The following is a 20,462-nucleotide window of genomic DNA, read 5'->3' on the forward strand; positions in this document are numbered from 1 at the left end:
TCAGGAGTCCTCGCGGGGACGCATCGGGCGCAGCGCGGGCCGGGCCGCCTGCTGCTTTCCGAGTTCCGCCGCGAGGCCGGCGACCGTCGGCGCGTTCAGCAGGACCTTCAGCGGGACCTCCACGCCGAGCCGCGCCCGGATCAGGCTGACCAGCCGGACCGCGAGCAGCGAGTGGCCGCCCAGCTCGAAGAAGTCGTCGTCCATGCCCGCGGCGTCGACTCCCAGCACCTGTGCGAACAGCTCGCAGAGGGTCTCTTCCTGCGGGGTGGACGGCGCCCGTCCGGCACCCGTCGCCCCGGCGTACTCCGGAGCGGGCAGGGCCTTGCGGTCCAGCTTGCCGTTCTGCGTCAGCGGCAGCCGCTCCAGCGTGACGACCGCTGCGGGAACCATGTGCTCGGGCAGCCGCTGGGCGACGAACTTGCGCAGGATTCCCGCTAGTTCGAGGTCGGACGGACTGTCGCCCTCAGCCGGGACGACGTACGCGACGAGACGGATGTCACCGGGCGTGTCCTCGCGGGCCACGACCGCGGCCTGACCCACCGACGGGTGGACCGTGAAGGCGGCCTGGACCTCGCCCGGCTCGATCCGGAAGCCCCGGACCTTCACCTGCTCGTCGGACCTTCCCAGGTACTCAAGCTGTCCGTCAACGGTCCACCGGACCTGGTCACCGGTCCGGTACATCCGGCCGCCCTGCTCGAACGGGCAGGCCACGAAGCGCTCGCCCGTCAGCCCCGGCCGCCGGACGTAACCCCGCGCGAGCTGGGCACCGGCGATGTACAGCTCGCCGATGACCCCGGGCACCACCGGCTGCAGCGTCCCGTCCAGGACGTAGACCCGGGTGTTGGCGTTCGGCTTGCCGATCGGCACCGATTCGCCGATCTCCTGGCCCGCCGCGACCTCGAACACGGTGCATCCGACGACCGTCTCGGTCGGCCCGTACTCGTTGACCACCACCGAACGCGGCGCCCGCTCCAGCCACGAGCGGACCACGGCGCCGGTCAGCGCCTCACCACCGACGATCATCTTCCGCGCCGTAGTGGACACCTGCTCCACCGTCAAGAGCTCGCTGAGCAGCGGCAGGTGGGCGGGGACCACCTTGGCCAGCCCGAACCCGCCGCCCGCGGCGACCAGCGCCGCCAGTCCCTCGGCGCCGCCCTCGGGGCTCACCACGACCGCCGAGCCGGACACCAGGGGCACCAGCACGCTGGTCACTGTCAGATCGAAGGCGAGGGACGAGTGCAGGGGCGCCCCTCCCCCGTCCTGCATGCCGTAGGCCTCCCTCGCCCAGACCACGTAGTTCGTCAGGCCGCCGTGGGTGACCGCGACGCCCTTCGGACGGCCGGTGGATCCCGACGTGTAGATCACGTAGGCCAGGCCCTGCGGCGCCACGCCGACCCCGGGCTCGGTGTCCGGGCAGGCGCCGACCATGGCTGCGACCATCGGCTCGTCCAGCGCCATGGCGCGCACCCGGCCGACGGGCAGCTCGTCGAGCACCTCCTCCTCGCTCAGCAGCAGCGCGACGCCGCCGTCCGACAGCATGAACGCGATGCGGTCCGCCGGGTACTCCGGGTCGATCGGCAGATACCCAGCCCCCGCCTTCCAGACGGCCAGGATCGCGACGGTCATCTCGACGCCGCGCCGCATGCACAGGGCCACGAGGGACTCCGGGCCCACGCCCTGGCCGACGAGGTGGTGGGCCAGCCGGTTGGCACGCGCGTCCAGTTCGGCGTACGTCACCTCGACGCTGTCGCACACCACCGCGACCGCGTCGGGCGTACGGGCCACCTGAGCCTCGAACAGTTCCGGAACCGAGGCGTCAGGCATCTCGGCCTCGGTGTCGTTCCATTCGGTGAGCACCTGGTGCCGCTCGGCCTCGCCGAGCACCCGAAGGCCGCTCAGCGGCAGGTCCGGGCCGCCGTCGAGCGCCCGCTCCAGCGCGTCCACCAGGTTCCCGGTGACCGTGCGCACGAGCCCGGCCACCATCCGCGGGTCGATCGGGGCGACCGCGTCGACGGCCAGTCCCAGCCGGTTGCCGTCGTCGTCGATGGCGACCGAGAGGGGGTAGTTGGTGCGGTCGACGACCTTCACCGTCCTGATCCCCTCCAGGCTCCGCGCCCCGGCCTCCTCCACAGCCCCGGCGGAGGCCCTGCCCGAACCCTGGGCGCCGTTGTGCCGGTAGTTAAACATCGAGGTGAACAGGGGGGTGTCACCGGGGACGCCGCTGGCCCGCTGGGCCACCGCGAGGGGTGCGTGCTCGTGTTCCAGCAGCGCCGCGAGCTGACCACGCATCGCGGTGACCGCCGCCAGCGCGCCCGTCGAGTCGAGCCGGGCCCGTACCGGAAGCATGTTCATGAACGGGCCGGCCACGCGGTCGGATCCGGCGCCCGCGTTCATGCGTCCGAAGAGGACGGTGCCGAAGACCACGTCGTCACGGCCGCTGACCGCGGACAGCACCCGCGCCCACGCCACGTGCATCACCGTCGCCGCACTGACACCCAGGCGACGGGCGACCTCGCGCAGCCGGTCGTTCAGCTCGTCCGGGAACGCCAGCCCGGCCCGTACCACGCCCGCGCCGTCGCCCCGCGCGTCCACGAGCCCGAACGGAGCGGTCGGCTCCGCCACATCGCCCAGCAGCTCGGCGAAGAACGACTCGTGCTCCCCGCTGCCCAGCCCGGCACGGGCCTGGGCCACGAAGTTGCGGAACGGCAGCGGGTCGGGCAGCTCGGCGCCGCGTCCGGCGAGGAACGCCTGGACCTCCTCCAGCAGCACCACCACGGCGGTGTGGTCCTGCACCATGTGGTGCGCCCGGAACAGCACCAGCCACCTGTCAGTGCCCGGCTCCGCGGCCACGTGCAGGCCGATGAGCGGTGCCCGGACCAGGTCCATGTGCGAACCGCCCAGGGCCACCAACTCGCCCACCGGGTCGGCGCCGTTCGGGTCCAGCAGGACTTCTTCGACTGGCAGGACGGCGTGTCGCCACACGACCTGCACGGGCTCGCGCAGGCCCTCCCACACGATGCCGGTGCGCAGGATGTCGTGCCTGTTCACGACCTGCTGGAGCGCATCGGTGAAGGCGTCCAGCCGCTCGCGGGAGTCGAACTCCATGACCGTCGGCATGACGTAGGCGTCCTCGCCGCCGTCGGCGAGGAGGTGGTGGAAGAGCAGACCCTCCTGGAGCGGGGCCAGCGGGTAGATGTCCGCGACGTTCGCGGCGCCGCCGTCGACGGTCGCGACGATCCGCTCCACCTCATCAGCGGTCAGGTCCACCAGCGGCAGCATCTCCGGAGTGATCTCCAGCGCACCCGCCGGGATGGCGTTCTCGGGGACCACCATCTCCCCGGTTCCGGTCACCGCGGCCAGGCCCGCCACGGTCGGCGTCTGGAACAGCGCCCGCACGGACACGGACACGCCGTGGCCGCGCAGGATCTCGACCAGGCGGATCGCCAGCAGCGAGTGACCGCCGAGTGCGAAGAAGTCGTCGTCGACGCCCACGCTCTCCAGGCCCAGGACCTCAGCGAAGGCAGCGCACAGGATCTCCTCACGGACCGTGGAGGGGCCACGGCCCGAACCCGTCGAGTACTCGGGAGCCGGCAGCGCCTTGCGGTCCAGCTTGCCGTTCACCGACAACGGCAGCGCTTCCAGGACCACGATCGCCGACGGAACCATGAACTCCGGCAGCCGGCCGGACAGGAACACCCGAAGCCCAACGGTCAGTTCATCGGCATCCACGTCGCTTGTGGGGACGACGTAGGCGACCAGACGCTTGTCACCCGAAACGTCCTCACGCGCCACCACAGCAGCCTGCGCGACCAGCGGATGCCCGACCACAACAGCCTGGACCTCACCCGGCTCGATCCGGAAACCACGGATCTTCACCTGCTCATCAGCACGACCCAGATACTCAACCCGACCCTGCGCATCCCAACGAGCAAGATCACCCGTGCGATACAGACGCTCACCCGAACCGAACGGCGACGCAACAAACCGCTCAGCCGTCAGACCAGCACGACCCGCATAACCACGCGCCAGCTGAACACCAGCGAGATACAGCTCACCACCCACACCCACCGGAACCGGAGAAAGACAACCGTCAAGGACATAAACCCGCGTGTTCGCGATCGGAGCACCGATCGGAACCACCGCCACGTCCTCACCAGACGGGCACTCCCAGGCCGTGACATCCACAGACGCCTCAGTCGGCCCGTAAAGGTTGTGCAGCTCCACACCCGAACCGAAAACCTCGAAGAAACGAGCCACCACAACCGGCGAAAGCGCCTCACCCGAGCAGATCACCCGCCGCAGACCCGTGCACCCAGCCGCAGCCGGATCCCGCAGGAACGCCTCCAGCATCGACGGCACGAAGTGCAACGTCGACACACCCTCCCCACACACCAGCGAAGCCACATACCCCGGATCACGATGACCACCAGGACGCGCCACAACCAACGACGCACCCTCCAGCAACGGCCAGAAGAACTCCCACACCGACACGTCAAACCCGAACGGCGTCTTCTGCAACACCCGCTCACCAGAGACCAGCCCATACCGGGACTGCATCCACCCCAGCCGGTTCACGATGCCCGCATGGGACACCACAACACCCTTCGGACGCCCCGTCGAACCCGACGTGAACAGCACATACGCCGGGTGACCCGGGAGCACCTCATCCCGCTCCGCGTCCGAGAACACACCACCAGAAACACCGGCCAGCTCCGCAACCGTCACCTCGTCATCGAGCACCACCACAGCCGTGCCCTCAGGCAGCACGCCCGCCAGCTCGGCCGAGGTCACCACACACGCCGCACCCGAATCCGCCAGCATGAACCCCACACGCTCCGACGGCAGATCAGGATCGACCGGCACATACGCGCCACCCGCCTTCACCACCGCCAACAGCGAAACCACCAGGTCGACACCGCGCTCGAGGCACACCCCGACCACGGACTCCGCACCCACACCACGGCCGATCAGCACCCGAGCCAGACGGTTCGCACGCTCATCCAACTCCGCATACGACACCTCCACACCCTCGAACACCACAGCAACCGCACCCGGAGACCGCACCACCTGAGCCTCGAACAACCCACCCAGCGTCCCCACCGGCAACTCAACCGCCGTGTCATTCCACCCCGACACCAACTCATACCGCTCAGCAGCACTGAGCACGTCCACCGCACCCAGTCGGAGTTCCGGCTCCGCGGCCACCGCGCCCAGCACCCGAACCAGCCCCTCGACCAGACGTTCCACCGACGCCACGTCGAACAGGTCCGCCGCCGCGACCACTGCGCCGCGCAGACCCGCCGGCACACCGCCGGGCCCGAAGGACTCCCCGACACTGAATTCGAGGTCGAACTTGGCCACCGGCACACCGGCCGATGCCCCTCCCGCCTGGACCCCGGGCAGGTCCAGGGCCGCATCCGCGTTGTTCTGGAGGGTGAGCATCACCTGGAACAGCGGGTGCCGGGCCAGGGAGCGTGTCGGGGCGAGTTCCTCGACCAGCCGCTCGAACGGCACGTCCTGGTGCGCGAAGCCCGACAGACCGGCCTCCCGCACCCGCGCCAGCAGTTCGCGGAACGTCGGGTCCCCCGACAGGTCCGCACGTAGCATCAGCGTGTTGATGAAGAAGCCGACGAGGTCGTCCAGTCCTTCGTCCATACGTCCGGCGTTCGCCGACCCGATCGGGATGTCCGTTCCGGCGCCGAACCGCGACAGCGTGACCGCCAGCGCTGCCTGGAGCACCATGAAGACCGTCACGCCCTCGGCGTGCGCCAGCTCCACCAGCCGCGCGTGTACCTCCGCCGGGATCTCCAGGGAGATTCCGTGCCCGCGGTGGCTGGCCACCGCGGGGCGCGCGTGGTCGAAGGGCAGCGCCAGTTCCTCGGGGATCCCGGCCAGCGCTTCGCGCCAGTAGGTCATCTGCTGGGAGACGACGCTGTCCGGGTCCTGGTCGTCGCCGAGCAGTTCGCGCTGCCACATCGCATAGTCCGCGTACTGCACCGGCAGCGGCTCCCACTCGGGCGCCCGCCCCTCCTGGCGCGCGGCGTACGCGGCGGAGACGTCACGGGCCAGCGGCCCCATCGACCAGGCATCGCCGGCGATGTGGTGCACGGTCACGACGAGCACGTGCTCGTCCGCGTCGGCCGAGAACAGCCAGGCTCGGATGGGCACTTCAGCCGAGAGGTCGAAGGCGTACCGCGCCGCCTCCGACACCGCGGTGTCCACGTCGGCCACCGTGGTGGAGAGGTCCACGACGTCGAGCTTCCACGGCAGGTCCGCCAGGTCCAGCACCTGCTGGTACGGCTCGCCGTCGGCGACCGCGAACACCGTGCGCAGCGCTTCGTGGCGGCCGATGACGTCCCGCAGGGCGGCGCCGAGCGCCTCGGCGTCGACCTGGCCGGCCAGGCGGAGCACCATCGGGATGTTGTAGGTCGCGCTCGGCCCCTCCAGCTGGCCGATGAACCACAGGCGGCGCTGCGCGAACGACAGCGGCACCCGCTCGGGGCGTTCCCGGGCGGCCAGCGCGAGGCGCGCCCGGTCGGCGCCGGCGATCCTGGCCGCGAGCCGGGCCACCGTCGGCGCCTCGAACAACGCACGGAGCGGCACTTCCACGCCGAGCACCGCCCGCACGCGGCTGACCAGGCGAACGGCGAGGAGGGAGTGGCCGCCGAGGGTGAAGAAGTCGTCGTCGACGCCTACGGTGTCCACGCCCAGCACCTGGGCGAAGACGCCGCTGAGGATCTCCTCGTGGAGGGTGGAGGGGGCCCGGCCCGGGCTCACCGCGTCGCCGTAGTCGGGCGCGGGGAGGGCCTTGCGGTCCAGCTTGCCGTTCACGGTCAGGGGCAGCTCGTCCAGCACCACGACCGCGGCCGGGACCATGTACTCCGGCAGACGCTCTGCCACGAGCGCGCGCACCGACGCCGGCAGTCCGGCATCCGCGCCGGCCGCGGGCACGACGTAGGCGACGAGTCGCTTGTCGCCGGGCGTGTCCTCACGGGCGACGACGGCGGCCTGTGCCACCTCCGGGTGCCCGGCCGCCACGGACTGCACCTCGCCCAGTTCGATGCGGAACCCGCGCAGCTTGACCTGCTCGTCGGCCCGCCCGGCAAAGGTCAGCTGGCCGTCGGTCTCCCAGCGGGCGAGGTCGCCGGTCCGGTACATCCGCGCCCCGGCGCCGGCGAAGGGGCAGGCGACGAAGCGTTCGGCGGTCAGTTCGGGGCGGCCGTGGTAGCCGCGCGTAAGCTGCGCGCCCGCCACGTACAGCTCGCCCACCACACCGGCCGCGACCGGCTGGAGCGATCCGTCGAGGACGTACAGCCGGGTGTTGGCCGTCGGTGAACCGAAGGGGACCGTCCCCTCGCGCCCGGGGTCGACCGATCCGGTGGCCACGATCACGGTGGCTTCGGTGGGTCCGTAGGTGTTGACCAGGTTCCGGCCCCGCGCCCACGCGGCCGCCAGGCCCGGTTCGATCGCCTCGGCACCGACCACCAGCGAGCCGACGCCCGCCAGGTCCCCGGGCTCCAGCACACCGAGCAGCGACGGCACCACGCTCGCGGACCGCACACCGGCCGACTCGACCAGCGCGCGCAGCAGCTTCGGCTCCGCCCGCTCAGCCGCACCGGCCACCACCAGCGAACCACCACTGCCCAGCGTCACCGCCACGTCCAGCACCGACGCGTCGAAGCTGAACGAGGCGAACTGCAGCACCCCGACACCCGGCCCGACCTCCATCAGCGGACCGAACACCGACACCAGGTTCACCAGCCCGTCATGGGTGGCCGCGACGCCCTTCGGGCGGCCGGTGGATCCCGAGGTGTAGATGACGTAGGCCAGAGCGGCCTCCGCCACGGTGGCTTCGGGCGCGGTGTCCGGCAGCGCCGCCAGTTCGGCGGCCACCCGTGGGTCGTCGAGCCGGACCACCCGGTCCGCGTCGAGCCCGTCGGCCAAGTCGCCCGCGACGTCCTGGCGCAGGACGACCGCGCGGGCCCCGCTGTCGGCGAGCATGAACGCGAGGCGCTCGACCGGGTACTCCGGGTCCAGCGGGACGTAGGCGGCCCCGGCCTTCCAGGAGGCCAGGATCGCGACGACCATGTCCAGGCCGCGCGGCAGGCACAGGCCCACCACCGACTCGGGACCCACGCCCCGGCCGACGAGGTGGTGCGCCAGCCGGTTGGCCCGCGCGTTCAGATCTCCGTACGAGAGCTCGGTGCCCTCGAAGACGACGGCGACCGCGTCCGGAGTGCGCGCCGCCCAGGTCTCGAACAGCTGCGGGATGGACGCCCGCGGCACCTCGGCCGCGGTGTCGTTCCATGCGGTGAGCACGCGCTGCCGCTCGGCCTCGTCGAGCACGGTGACCGTGGTCAGCGGCAGGTCGGGGCCGCCGTCCAGCGCCTGTTCGAGCGCCGCCACCAGGTTCCGCGTGGCGGCGGTCATCAGCGTGGCGACCGCCTCAGGATCGATCGGGGCGACCGCGTCGATGGCCAGGCCCATCCCGTTACCGCCGTCGTTGACCGCGACCGAGAGCGGGTAGTTGGTGCGCTCCCGCTGGAGCAGGGTCTGGATGCCCTGCATGTCCTCGTCGGCCTGGGCGATCTGGTCGGCTGAAGGGGCGGTGTTGTGCCGGTAGTTGAAGAGCGAGGTGAACAGGGGGGTGTCACCGGGGACGCCGCTGGCCTGCTGCGCCACCGCGAGCGGCGCGTGTTCGTGCTCCACCAGGCCGGCCAGCTGACCGCGCATCGCCGACACCGCCGCCAGCGCGCCCAGCTCGTCCACGCGCACCCGGACGGGCAGCGTGTTGATGAACGGGCCGGGCACCCGGTCCGCCCCGGGGCCGGCGTTCATGCGTCCGAAGAGGACGGTGCCGAAGACCACGTCGTCACGGCCGCTGACCGCGGACAGCACCCGCGCCCACGCCACGTGCATCACCGTCGCCGGGCTGGCACCGAGCCGCCGGGCGACCGCGCGCAGCCGTTCGGCCAGCTCGTCGTCGAAACGGGAGCCCGCCCGTGCCACCTCGGCACCGACGTCCCGCACGTCCACCACACCGTACGGGGCGGTGGGCTCGTCGACGTCACCCAGCAGCTCGGCGAAGAACCGCTCGTGCTCGGACCGTTCGACCCCGGCACGCGCCTGGGCCACGAAGTTGCGGAACGGCAGCGGCTCGGACAGCTCGGCGCCGCGTCCGGCGAGCGTCGCCCGTACCTCGCCGAGCAGCATCTCCAGACCGGTGTGGTCCTGCACCATGTGGTGGACGCGGACCAGCAGCAGCCAGCGGCCGTCGGCGATGCCCGCCACGTGCAGTCCGACCAGCGGCGCAGCGCCCAGGTCCATGGACAGGCCGCCGGCCGCCAGCAACTGGTCGATGGGGTCGGCGCCGTTCGGGTCCAGCAGGACTTCTTCGACTGGCAGGACGGCGTGTCGCCACACGACCTGCACGGGCTCGCGCAGGCCCTCCCACACGATGCCGGTGCGCAGGATGTCGTGCCTGTTCACGACCTGCTGGAGCGCATCGGTGAAGGCGTCCAGCCGCTCGCGGGAGTCGAACTCCATGACCGTCGGCATGACGTAGGCGTCCTCGCCGCCGTCGGCGAGGAGGTGGTGGAAGAGCAGACCCTCCTGGAGCGGGGCCAGCGGGTAGATGTCCGCGACGTTCGCGGCGCCGCCGTCGACGGTCGCGACGATCCGCTCCACCTCATCAGCGGTCAGGTCCACCAGCGGCAGCATCTCCGGAGTGATCTCCAGCGCACCCGCCGGGATGGCGTTCTCGGGGACCACCATCTCCCCGGTTCCGGTCACCGCGGCCAGGCCCGCCACGGTCGGCGTCTGGAACAGCGCCCGCACGGACACGGACACGCCGTGGCCGCGCAGGATCTCGACCAGGCGGATCGCCAGCAGCGAGTGACCGCCGAGTGCGAAGAAGTCGTCGTCGACGCCCACGCTCTCCAGGCCCAGGACCTCAGCGAAGGCAGCGCACAGGATCTCCTCACGGACCGTGGAGGGGCCACGGCCCGAACCCGTCGAGTACTCGGGAGCCGGCAGCGCCTTGCGGTCCAGCTTGCCGTTCACCGACAACGGCAGCGCTTCCAGGACCACGATCGCCGACGGAACCATGAACTCCGGCAGCCGGCCGGACAGGAACACCCGAAGCCCAACGGTCAGTTCATCGGCATCCACGTCGCTTGTGGGGACGACGTAGGCGACCAGACGCTTGTCACCCGAAACGTCCTCACGCGCCACCACAGCAGCCTGCGCGACCAGCGGATGCCCGACCACAACAGCCTGGACCTCACCCGGCTCGATCCGGAAACCACGGATCTTCACCTGCTCATCAGCACGACCCAGATACTCAACCCGACCCTGCGCATCCCAACGAGCAAGATCACCCGTGCGATACAGACGCTCACCCGAACCGAACGGCGACGCAACAAACCGCTCAGCCGTCAGACCAGCACGACCCGCATAACCACGCGCCAGCTGAACACCAGCGAGATACAGCTCACCACCCACACCCACCGGAACCGGAGAAAGACAACCGTCAAGGACATAAACCCGCGTGTTCGCGATCGGAGCACCGATCGGAACCACCGCCACGTCCTCACCAGACGGGCACTCCCAGGCCGTGACATCCACAGACGCCTCAGTCGGCCCGTAAAGGTTGTGCAGCTCCACACCCGAACCGAAAACCTCGAAGAAACGAGCCACCACAACCGGCGAAAGCGCCTCACCCGAGCAGATCACCCGCCGCAGACCCGTGCACCCAGCCGCAGCCGGATCCCGCAGGAACGCCTCCAGCATCGACGGCACGAAGTGCAACGTCGACACACCCTCCCCACACACCAGCGAAGCCACATACCCCGGATCACGATGACCACCAGGACGCGCCACAACCAACGACGCACCCTCCAGCAACGGCCAGAAGAACTCCCACACCGACACGTCAAACCCGAACGGCGTCTTCTGCAACACCCGCTCACCAGAGACCAGCCCATACCGGGACTGCATCCACCCCAGCCGGTTCACGATGCCCGCATGGGACACCACAACACCCTTCGGACGCCCCGTCGAACCCGACGTGAACAGCACATACGCCGGGTGACCCGGGAGCACCTCATCCCGCTCCGCGTCCGAGAACACACCACCAGAAACACCGGCCAGCTCCGCAACCGTCACCTCGTCATCGAGCACCACCACAGCCGTGCCCTCAGGCAGCACGCCCGCCAGCTCGGCCGAGGTCACCACACACGCCGCACCCGAACCCGCCAGCATGAACCCCACACGCTCCGACGGCAGATCAGGATCGACCGGCACATACGCGCCACCCGCCTTCACCACCGCCAACAGCGAAACCACCAGGTCGACACCGCGCTCGAGGCACACCCCGACCACGGACTCCGCACCCACACCACGGCCGATCAGCACCCGAGCCAGACGGTTCGCACGCTCATCCAACTCCGCATACGACACCTCCACACCCTCGAACACCACAGCAACCGCACCCGGAGACCGCACCACCTGAGCCTCGAACAACCCACCCAGCGTCCCCACCGGCAACTCAACCGCCGTGTCATTCCACCCCGACACCAACTCATACCGCTCAGCAGCACTGAGCACGTCCACCGCACCCAGTCGGAGTTCCGGCTCCGCGGCCACCGCGCCCAGCACCCGAACCAGCCCCTCGACCAGACGTTCCACCGACGCCACGTCGAACAGGTCCGCCGCCGCGACCACTGCGCCGCGCAGACCCGCCGGCACACCGCCGGGCCCGAAGGACTCCCCGACACTGAATTCGAGGTCGAACTTGGCGGCGGACGTACCCGCCGAGACCCTGCTCGTCGGCTCAGCACCCGACAGGTCCAGGGCCGCCTCCGCGTTGTTCTGGAGGGTGAGCATCACCTGGAACAGCGGGTGACGGACCAGGGAGCGCGTCGGGGCGAGTTCCTCGACCAGCCGCTCGAACGGCACGTCCTGGTGCGCAAACGCGCTGATGCCCGACTTCCTTACGCGGGACAGCAGTTCGCGGAACGTCGGGTCCCCCGACAGGTCCGTGCGCATGACCAGGGTGTTGACGAACAGCCCCACCATGTCGTCGAGGGCTTCGTCGGTGCGCCCCGCGACCGCGGCACCGATGGGGATGTCCGTCCCCGCACCGAACCGCGACAGCAGCACCGCCAGGGCGGCCTGGAGGACCATGAAGGTCGTGGCGCCTTCGGCCCGGGCCAGCTCCGCGAGCCGGCCGTGAACCTCCGCCGGGATGTTCAGCGACACGGTGTGGCCCTGATAGCTGGCGACCGTGGGGCGCGCGTGGTCGAAGGGCAGCGCCAGTTCCTCGGGGATCCCGGCCAGCGCTTCGCGCCAGTAGGTCATCTGCTGGGAGACGACGCTGTCCGGGTCCTGGTCGTCGCCGAGCAGTTCGCGCTGCCACATCGCATAGTCCGCGTACTGCACCGGCAGCGGCTCCCACTCGGGCGCCCGCCCCTCCTGGCGCGCGGCGTACGCGGCGGAGACGTCACGGGCCAGCGGCCCCATCGACCAGCCGTCGGCGGCGATGTGATGGACCACCACGAGGAGCACGTGGGCGTCGGGCGCCACCGTGAACAGCCAGGCCCGGATGGGTACTTCGGAGGACAGGTCGAAGGCGTGGCTCGCCGTCTCGGCCACCGCGGCGTGCACGTTGACCGCGCCCGGCGTCGTGGACAGGTCCACGACGTCGAGCTTCCAGGTGAGGTCCGCGAGTTCCAGCACCCGCTGGTGCGGCTCACCGCCGGCGACGGTGAACACGGTGCGCAAGACCTCGTGCCGGTCCATCACGTCGCGCAGGGCGGCGTTCAGTGCCCCGCTGTCCACCTGGCCGGACAGCCGCATGGCCATGGGGATGTTGTAGGTCGGACTGGGGCCCTCGAGCTGCTCGACGAACCACAGACGGCGCTGGGCGAATGACAATGGAAACATCAGGAATCCCCCTGGGTGCGCGTACGCATGGGCCGCAACGCCGGCCGCTTTGCTGACTTCTTCTTTCCGAGCTGCTGTGCGAGACCCGCGACCGTCGGCGCTTCGAACAGCGTCCCGATCCCGACCTCCACGCCCAGCGCCACCCGGATCCGGCTCACCAGCCGTACGGCCAGGAGCGAGTGCCCGCCGAGGGCGAAGAAGTCGTCGTCCACACCGACCTTCTCCAGCCCCAGCACCTGGGCGAACGCTCCACACAGGGCCTCTTCCTCGGGGGTCGACGGACCCCGGCCGGATCCCGCCGTAACGGCGTATTCCGGTGTCGGCAGCGCCTTGCGGTCCAGCTTTCCGTTCACGGTCAACGGCAGGTAGTCCATGACCACGACGGCTGCCGGGACCATGTACCCGGGCAGGCGTTCGATCGCGAAGTGCCGGACCGTTCCGGCAAGACCGTCACCCGCGGTCGGCTCCGCGGCGTCCGCTGCGTCCACGGGGACGACGTAGGCGACGAGCCGCTTGTCACCGGGTGTGTCCTCACGGACGACGACCGCGGTCTGGGCGAGCTGCGGGCACGCGGCCAGGACGGCCTCGATCTCGCCGGTCTCGATCCGGAAGCCCCGGACCTTGACCTGGTCGTCAGCGCGGCCGACGAACTCCAGGTTCCCCTCCGCGTCCCACCGGACCACGTCGCCGGTGCGGTACATCCGCTCGCCCGCGTCGGCGTACGGGGAGGCCACGAACCGGTCCGAGGTCAGCCCGGGGCGGTTCAGATAGCCCCGCGCCAGGCCGGCGCCGACCACGTACAGCTCACCCGGCACCCCGACGGGTACGGGCTTGAGCTTCCCGTCCAGGACGTACAGCCGCAGATCGGGAATCTGGCGGCCGATGGCGCTCGGGGCTCCCTCGATGGCCGCGGCCTCGTCCAGTGCCGCGTAGGTGACGTGCACGGTGGTCTCGGTGATCCCGTACATGTTCACCAGCACCGGCGCGTCCTGCGGGTGGCGGGCATACCACTCCCGCAGCCGGGACGGGTCCAGGGCCTCGCCACCGAACACCACCGTGCGCAGGGTCAGTTCCTGTCCCAGCTCCGGCTCCTGCGCCTCCGCCTGCATCAGCTGGTAGAAGGCGGACGGCGTCTGGTTGAGCACCGTCACCCGGTCGCGGACGAGCAGCCGCAGGAAGTCCTGCGGGGAACGCGACACCTCGAACGGGACGACGACCAGGCGGCCGCCGTACAGCAGGGCGCCCCACAGTTCCCAGACCGAGAAGTCGAAGGCGAAGGAGTGGAACCAAGTCCACACGTCGTCGGCTCCGAACTCGAACCAGTTCCGTGTCGCACCGAAGAGGCGCGCCACGTTGGCGTGGGTGACGACCACGCCCTTGGGCTGTCCGGTCGACCCCGAGGTGTAGATCACGTACGCGGGGTGGGAGGCCAGCAGGCTGCCCGCCCGGTCCGCGTCCGTCAGCCCTGCGGCGTCCAGGCCGTCCAGCTCACCGGCCACGGCCGGGTCGTCCAGGGCGACCACCGCGAGGACGCGCGCGTCCTCGGGGCCGAGCAGCCGGTCGCGGGTCTCGCGGTCCGTGACCACGGTCACGGGGGTCGCGTCGCCCAGGACGAAGGCGATGCGCTCGGCCGGGTAGCTCGGGTCGATCGGCAGGTAGGCGCCGCCCGCCTTCACCACGGCGAGGAGGGAGACCACCAGGTCCACCGACCGGTCGAGGCATACGGCGACCAGGGACTCCGGTGCGACGCCGCGGGACACGAGCAGTCGCGCCAGCTGGTTCGAACGGGCGTCCAGCTCGGCGTACGTCAGCCGCGTGTCGCCGAACTGGATGGCCACAGCGTCCGGCGTCCGCTTCGCCTGCGCGTCGAACAGCGCGGGCAGCGAGTCCACGGGCACCTGCTCGGTGCCGTCGTTCCAGTCCACCAGCATCTGGTGGTGCTCGGCCTCGCCGAGTACGTCGACCGAGCTCAGCGGCTGGTCGGGGGCGCCGTCCAGGGCTTCCTCGATCGCCGTGACCAGGTTGTCCGTGGCCGTGGCGAGCAGGGCCGCGACGGCCTTGGCGTCCACCGAGGCGACGGCGTCGATGGCCAGGTCGATCTCCGTGCCGTCGTCGTCCACGGACACCGACAGCGGGTAGTTGGTCCGCTCGCGGGAGAAGACCGTACGGATCCCTTCGAGAGCGGAACCGGCTCCCTCGCCCTGCTCGGGACCGGAGTTGTGCCGGTAGTTGAAGAGCGAGGAGAAGAGAGGGGTGTCCCCCTGTACCCCGCTGGCCTGCTGGGCCAGGGCGAGCGGAGCGTGCTCGTGCTCCAGCAGACCGGCCAGCTGGTCGCGCATCGCGGACACGGCCGCCAGCGCGCCCAGTTCGTCCATCCGCACCCGGACGGGCAGCGTGTTGATGAAGGGACCCGCCACCCGGTCGGAGCCGGCGCCGGCGTTCATCCGGCCGAACAGGACGGTGCCGAACACCACGTCCTCGCGGCCGCTGACCGCGGACAGCACCCGCGCCCACGCCACGTGCATCACCGTCGCCGGGCTCGAACCGAGCCGTCGTGCGACGTCCCGCAGCCGCCCGGAGACGCCCTCCTCCAGCTGACCCAGCGCTCGCGCCACGTCCGAACCGACACCGCGCACGTCCACCAGCCCGTACGGGGCAGTGGGCTCGTCGACATCACCCAGCAGCTCGGCGAAGAACCGCTCGTGCTCCCCGCTGTCCACACCGGCCCGGGCCTGCGCCACGAAGTCACGGAACGGCAACGGCTCGGGCAGCTCCGCACCACGCCCGGAGAGGAACGCCTGGACGTCGCCGAGGATCACCTCCATCGCGGTGTGGTCCTGGACCATGTGGTGCATGCGCAGCAGCACCAGCCAGCGGCCGTCGGCCGCTGCCGCCAGGTGCATGTGGATCAGCGGCGCCCGCCTCAGGTCCATGGACAGGCCGACCCGGGCCACCAGGTCACCCGCGGGATCCGTGGCGAGGGGGTCCAGCTGGACCTCCTCGACCGGGAGGACGGCGCGTCGCCACACCACCTGCACCGGCTCGCGCAGGCCCTCCCACACGATCCCGGTCCGGTAGATGTCGTGCCGGTCCACGACCTGCTGCAGCGCCTCCGTGAAGGCGTCCAGCCGCTCGCGGGACGCGAACTCCACGACCCTCGGGGTGACGTAGGCGTCCTCGCCGCCGTCGGCGAGGAGGTGGTGGAAGAGCAGACCCTCCTGGAGCGGCGCGAGCGGGTAGATGTCCGCCACGTTCGCGGCCCCGCCGTCGACGGTGGCGACGATCCGCTCCACCTCGTCGGCGGTCAGGTCCACCAGCGGCAGCATCTCCGGCGTGATGGTCGTGGTGCCCTCGGGGATGGCGTTCGCCGGTACGTCGACCTGCTCGGTCCCGGCCACCGCGGCCAGGCCCGCCACGGTCGGCGTCTGGAACAGCGCCCGTACGGACACGGACACGCCGTGGCCGCGCAGCCACTCCACCAGCCGGACGGCGAGGAGGGAGTGGCCGCCCAGCGCGAAGAAGTCGTCATCGACACCGACGCTCTCCACGCCCAGGACCTCAGCGAAGGCAGCGCACAGGATCTCCTCACGAACCGTGGAAGGGCCACGGCCCGAACCCGTCGAGTACTCGGGAGCCGGCAGTGCCTTGACGTCCAGCTTCCCGTTGACCGTCAGCGGCAGCACGTCCAGCACCACCACCGACGACGGAACCATGTACTCCGGCAGCTGGCCGGACAGGAACAGCCGCAGCTCATCCACGTCCACGCCCGCATCGCCAGCGGGGACGACGTAAGCGACCAGTCGCTTGTCCCCCGCCACGTCCTCACGAACCACCACCGCGGCCTGAGCCACCATCGGATGACCCACCACCACCGACCGGACCTCACCCGGCTCAATACGGAACCCGCGGATCTTGACCTGCTCGTCGGCGCGGCCCAGGTACTCCAGCTCACCCTCAGCGGTCCACCGGACACGGTCACCCGTCCGATACATCCGCTCACCCACACCGGTGTAAGGCGAAGCAACGAACCGCTCAGCCGTCAGACCCGCACGCCCCACATACCCACGCGCCAGACCCACACCAGCCACATACAGCTCACCCACCACACCCACAGGCACCGGACGCAACGAACCGTCCAGCACGAACACCCGCGCATTGACCACCGGCCCACCGATAACCGGCACACCACCCGCGACCAACGGACCCGACATCGTCGCGCACACCGTCGTCTCCGTCGGACCATACGCATTCACCAACCGACGACCCGGCGCCCACTTCTCCACCAACTCACCAGCCAGCACCTCACCCGCCGACACCAACGTCGACACCGACGGCAAATCACCCCCACCCAGCACACCCAACACAGCCGGCGGCAACGTCACATGCGTCACCCCAAGACGCGCCACCAACTCAACCAACCCACCACCAGGCAACAACTCACCCGCAGGCGCCACCACCAACGCGGCACCCACCGACAACGCCACCAAAATCTCAGCCGTCGCCGCATCAAAACCAACCGACGCGAACTGCAGCACACGACTCGCACCATCCACCGCGAACCGCTCCACCTGAGCCGCAACCAGCGACCCCACACCCGAGTGCGACACCACCACACCCTTGGGCACGCCCGTCGAACCCGACGTATAAATCACATACGCCGCCTGACCCGACACCACACCCACACCCAGAGCCGACCCCGCCAGAGACTCGATCTCCCCGGCAACCGACCCCTCATCCACCACCACAGACGCCACACCCGCAGGCACAACCCCCACACACGACGCCTGCGTCACCACACACACCGCACCCGAATCGGCCAGAACGAACCCGACCCGCTCCGCCGGATAACCCGGATCAACCGGCAGATACACACCACCCGCCTTCGACACCGCCAGCAACGCGACCACGAACCCGACACCACGCTCCAGGCACACACCCACCACGGACTCCGGCCCCACACCCAGGCCGACCAGATACCGCGCCAAACGATTCGCACGCGCATCCAACTCCGCATACGACACCTCAACACCGTCACCCACCACCGCGACAGCATCCGGAGTCCGCGCCACCTGCGCCTCGAACAACCCCGAAACCGACACCTCACCCACAACAGCAGCGGTCTCGTTCCACTCCACCAGAACCCGACGACGCTCCACCTCACCCAGAACATCAACCGAGCTCAGCCGACGTCCCGGTTCACCGGCGACGGCCTCCAGCACGCGCGTCAGGCGCTCGGCGAACCGTGCGACAGTGCCCGCGTCGAAGAGGTCCGCGGCCGCGATCAACGCACCGCGCAGACCGGCCGGCGCGCCCTCCGCGTCGTAGGTCTCCCCCACGCTCACGTCGAGGTCGAACTTCGCCACCGCGGTCCCCGAGGTCTCCGTGATCCCGGCTCCCCCGGCGCGCAGACCGGACAGGTCCAGGACCGCCTCGGCGTTGTTCTGCACCGCGAGCGCCACCTGGAACAGCGGGTGGCGGGACAGCGAGCGGGCCGGGGCGAGTTCCTCGACCAGCCGCTCGAACGGCACGTCCTGGTGGGCGAAGGCCGACAGCCCCGTGTCCCGGACCCGGGACAGCAGCTCGCGGAACGTCGGGTCCCCCGAGAGGTCGGTGCGCAGCACCAGCGTGTTGACGAAGAAGCCGACGAGGTCGTCGAGCGCTTCATCGGTACGGCCGGCGTTCACCGCACCGATCGGGATGTCGCTGCCGGCGCCCAGCCGGGACAGCAGCACCGCCAGCGCGGCCTGCAGCACCATGGCCATGGTCACGCCCTCGGCGCGGGCGACGGCCCGCAGCCGCTCGTGGACCTCGGCCGGCACGTCCAGGGGCACGCGGTGTCCCTGGTATCCGGCGACCGCGGGACGCGGCCGGTCGAAGGGAAGCTCCAGCTCCTCGGGAGCGCCCGCGAGCGCCCGGCTCCAGTACTCCACCTGACCGGAGATGACGCTGTCGGGGTCCTGGTCGTCACCGAGCAGGTCCCGCTGCCAGAGCGCGTAGTCCGCGTACTGCACCGGCAGCGGCTGCCACTCGGGCGCCTGGCCGGCGCAGCGCGCCGCGTAGGCCACGGACACGTCGCGGGCCAGCGGTCCGGTGGACCATCCGTCGCTCGCGATGTGGTGCATGGTCACCACGAGGACCTGGTCCTGCGGCCCGGCCTGGAACAGCCAGGCCCGGATCGGCACCTCGTTCGACAGGTCGAACGCGTAGCGCGTGGCCTCGCCGATCGCGTCGGCCAGGTCTGTCGGGGCCACCTCGGCCACCTTCAGGTCCCAGGCCAGGTCGGCCGGGTCGAGGACGCGCTGGTACGGCTCGCCGTCCGCCGTCTCGAACACGGTGCGCAGGACCTCGTGGCGGGCGATCACGTCCCGCAGCGCGGCGTTCAGCGCGGCGACGTCGACCGTGCCGGAGAGCCGGACGGTGACGGGGATGTTGTAGGTCGGGCTCGGGCCTTCCAGCTGGCCGATGAACCACAGGCGGCGCTGCGCGGACGACAGCGGCACGCGCTCGGGGCGCTCGGCCGCCGTCAGCGGCACCCTGGCCCGGTCGGCCTCGTGCAGCTGGGCGGCGAGCCCGGCAACCGTGGGCGCCTCGAACAGGACCCTGATCTCGACCTCGACGCCGAGCACCACCCGGATGCGGCTGACCAGTCGCACCGCGAGCAGGGAGTGGCCGCCCAGCTCGAAGAAGTCGTCGTCGACCCCCACCGTGGGCAGGCCGAGGACCTCAGCGAACGCGGCGCAAAGGATTTCCTCCTGAGCGGTCGACGGACCCCGGCCGGTACCCGCCGCGGCGGCGTAGTCGGGCGCGGGCAGGGCCTTGCGGTCCAGCTTGCCGTTGCTCGTGAGCGGCAGCGCGTCCAGCGTGACGAACGCCGAGGGCACCATGTGTTCGGGCAGTCGCTGAGCAGCGAACTGCTTGACGACGGAGGAGAGTTGCGCCGGGTCGTCGTCCTCGTCCACGGGCACGAGGTAGGCGATGAGGCGGGTGTCGCCGGTCGCGTCCTCCCGGGCGACGACCGCCGCCCGGTCGACCTGCGGGTGCGCGGTCAGGACGGCCTGCACCTCGCCGGGCTCGATGCGGAAGCCGCGGATCTTGACCTGGTCGTCGGCCCGGCCCAGGTACACGACCTGGCCGTCCGCCGTCCACCTGGCGAGGTCGCCGGTGCGGTACATGCGCTCGCCGGTGCCCGAGAGCGGGGAGGCGACAAACCGCTCCGCAGTCAGGTCCGGTCGGCGGACGTAGCCGCGTGCGAGCTGGACGCCCGCGATGTACAGCTCACCGATGACGCCGGGGGCCACCGGCCGCAGCGAGGCGTCGAGCACGTACAGGCGGGTGTTGGCCACGGGCCTGCCGATGGGGACCACGCCCTCGACCACCTGCTCCGCCGTCAGGCGGGTGGTCGCGACGCCGATGGTCGCCTCGGTCGGGCCGTAATGGTTGAACACCCGGCGCTCCCCTGCCGCCTCGATGAGCTCCTTCACCCATGCGGGCGAGGCGGATTCGCCGCCGAGCACCAG

Annotated in this window: 2 protein-coding genes (1 of these 2 cut by a window edge); both read right to left on the reverse strand. The window is 70.7% G+C overall.

Going from position 1 to position 20,462, the window contains the following annotated elements:
• Entirely contained in the window at positions 1-12,945 is a 12,945-nt protein-coding gene (locus AW27_RS07460) for a non-ribosomal peptide synthetase (RefSeq protein ID WP_304949844.1), read from the reverse strand.
• Positions 12,945-20,462, reverse strand: the 3' portion of a protein-coding gene (locus tag AW27_RS07465) for a non-ribosomal peptide synthetase (protein ID WP_304949845.1). It continues 15,093 nt past the right edge of the window; only the last 7,518 of its 22,611 coding nucleotides appear in the window; the start codon falls outside the window, past its right edge — the gene reads right to left on this strand; it ends in the stop codon at positions 12,945-12,947. The genes AW27_RS07460 and AW27_RS07465 overlap by 1 nt, the downstream gene beginning before the upstream one ends.

It is taken from the genome of Streptomyces sp. PCS3-D2 (assembly GCF_000612545.2).
In the GTDB taxonomy this organism is placed as follows: domain Bacteria; phylum Actinomycetota; class Actinomycetes; order Streptomycetales; family Streptomycetaceae; genus Streptomyces.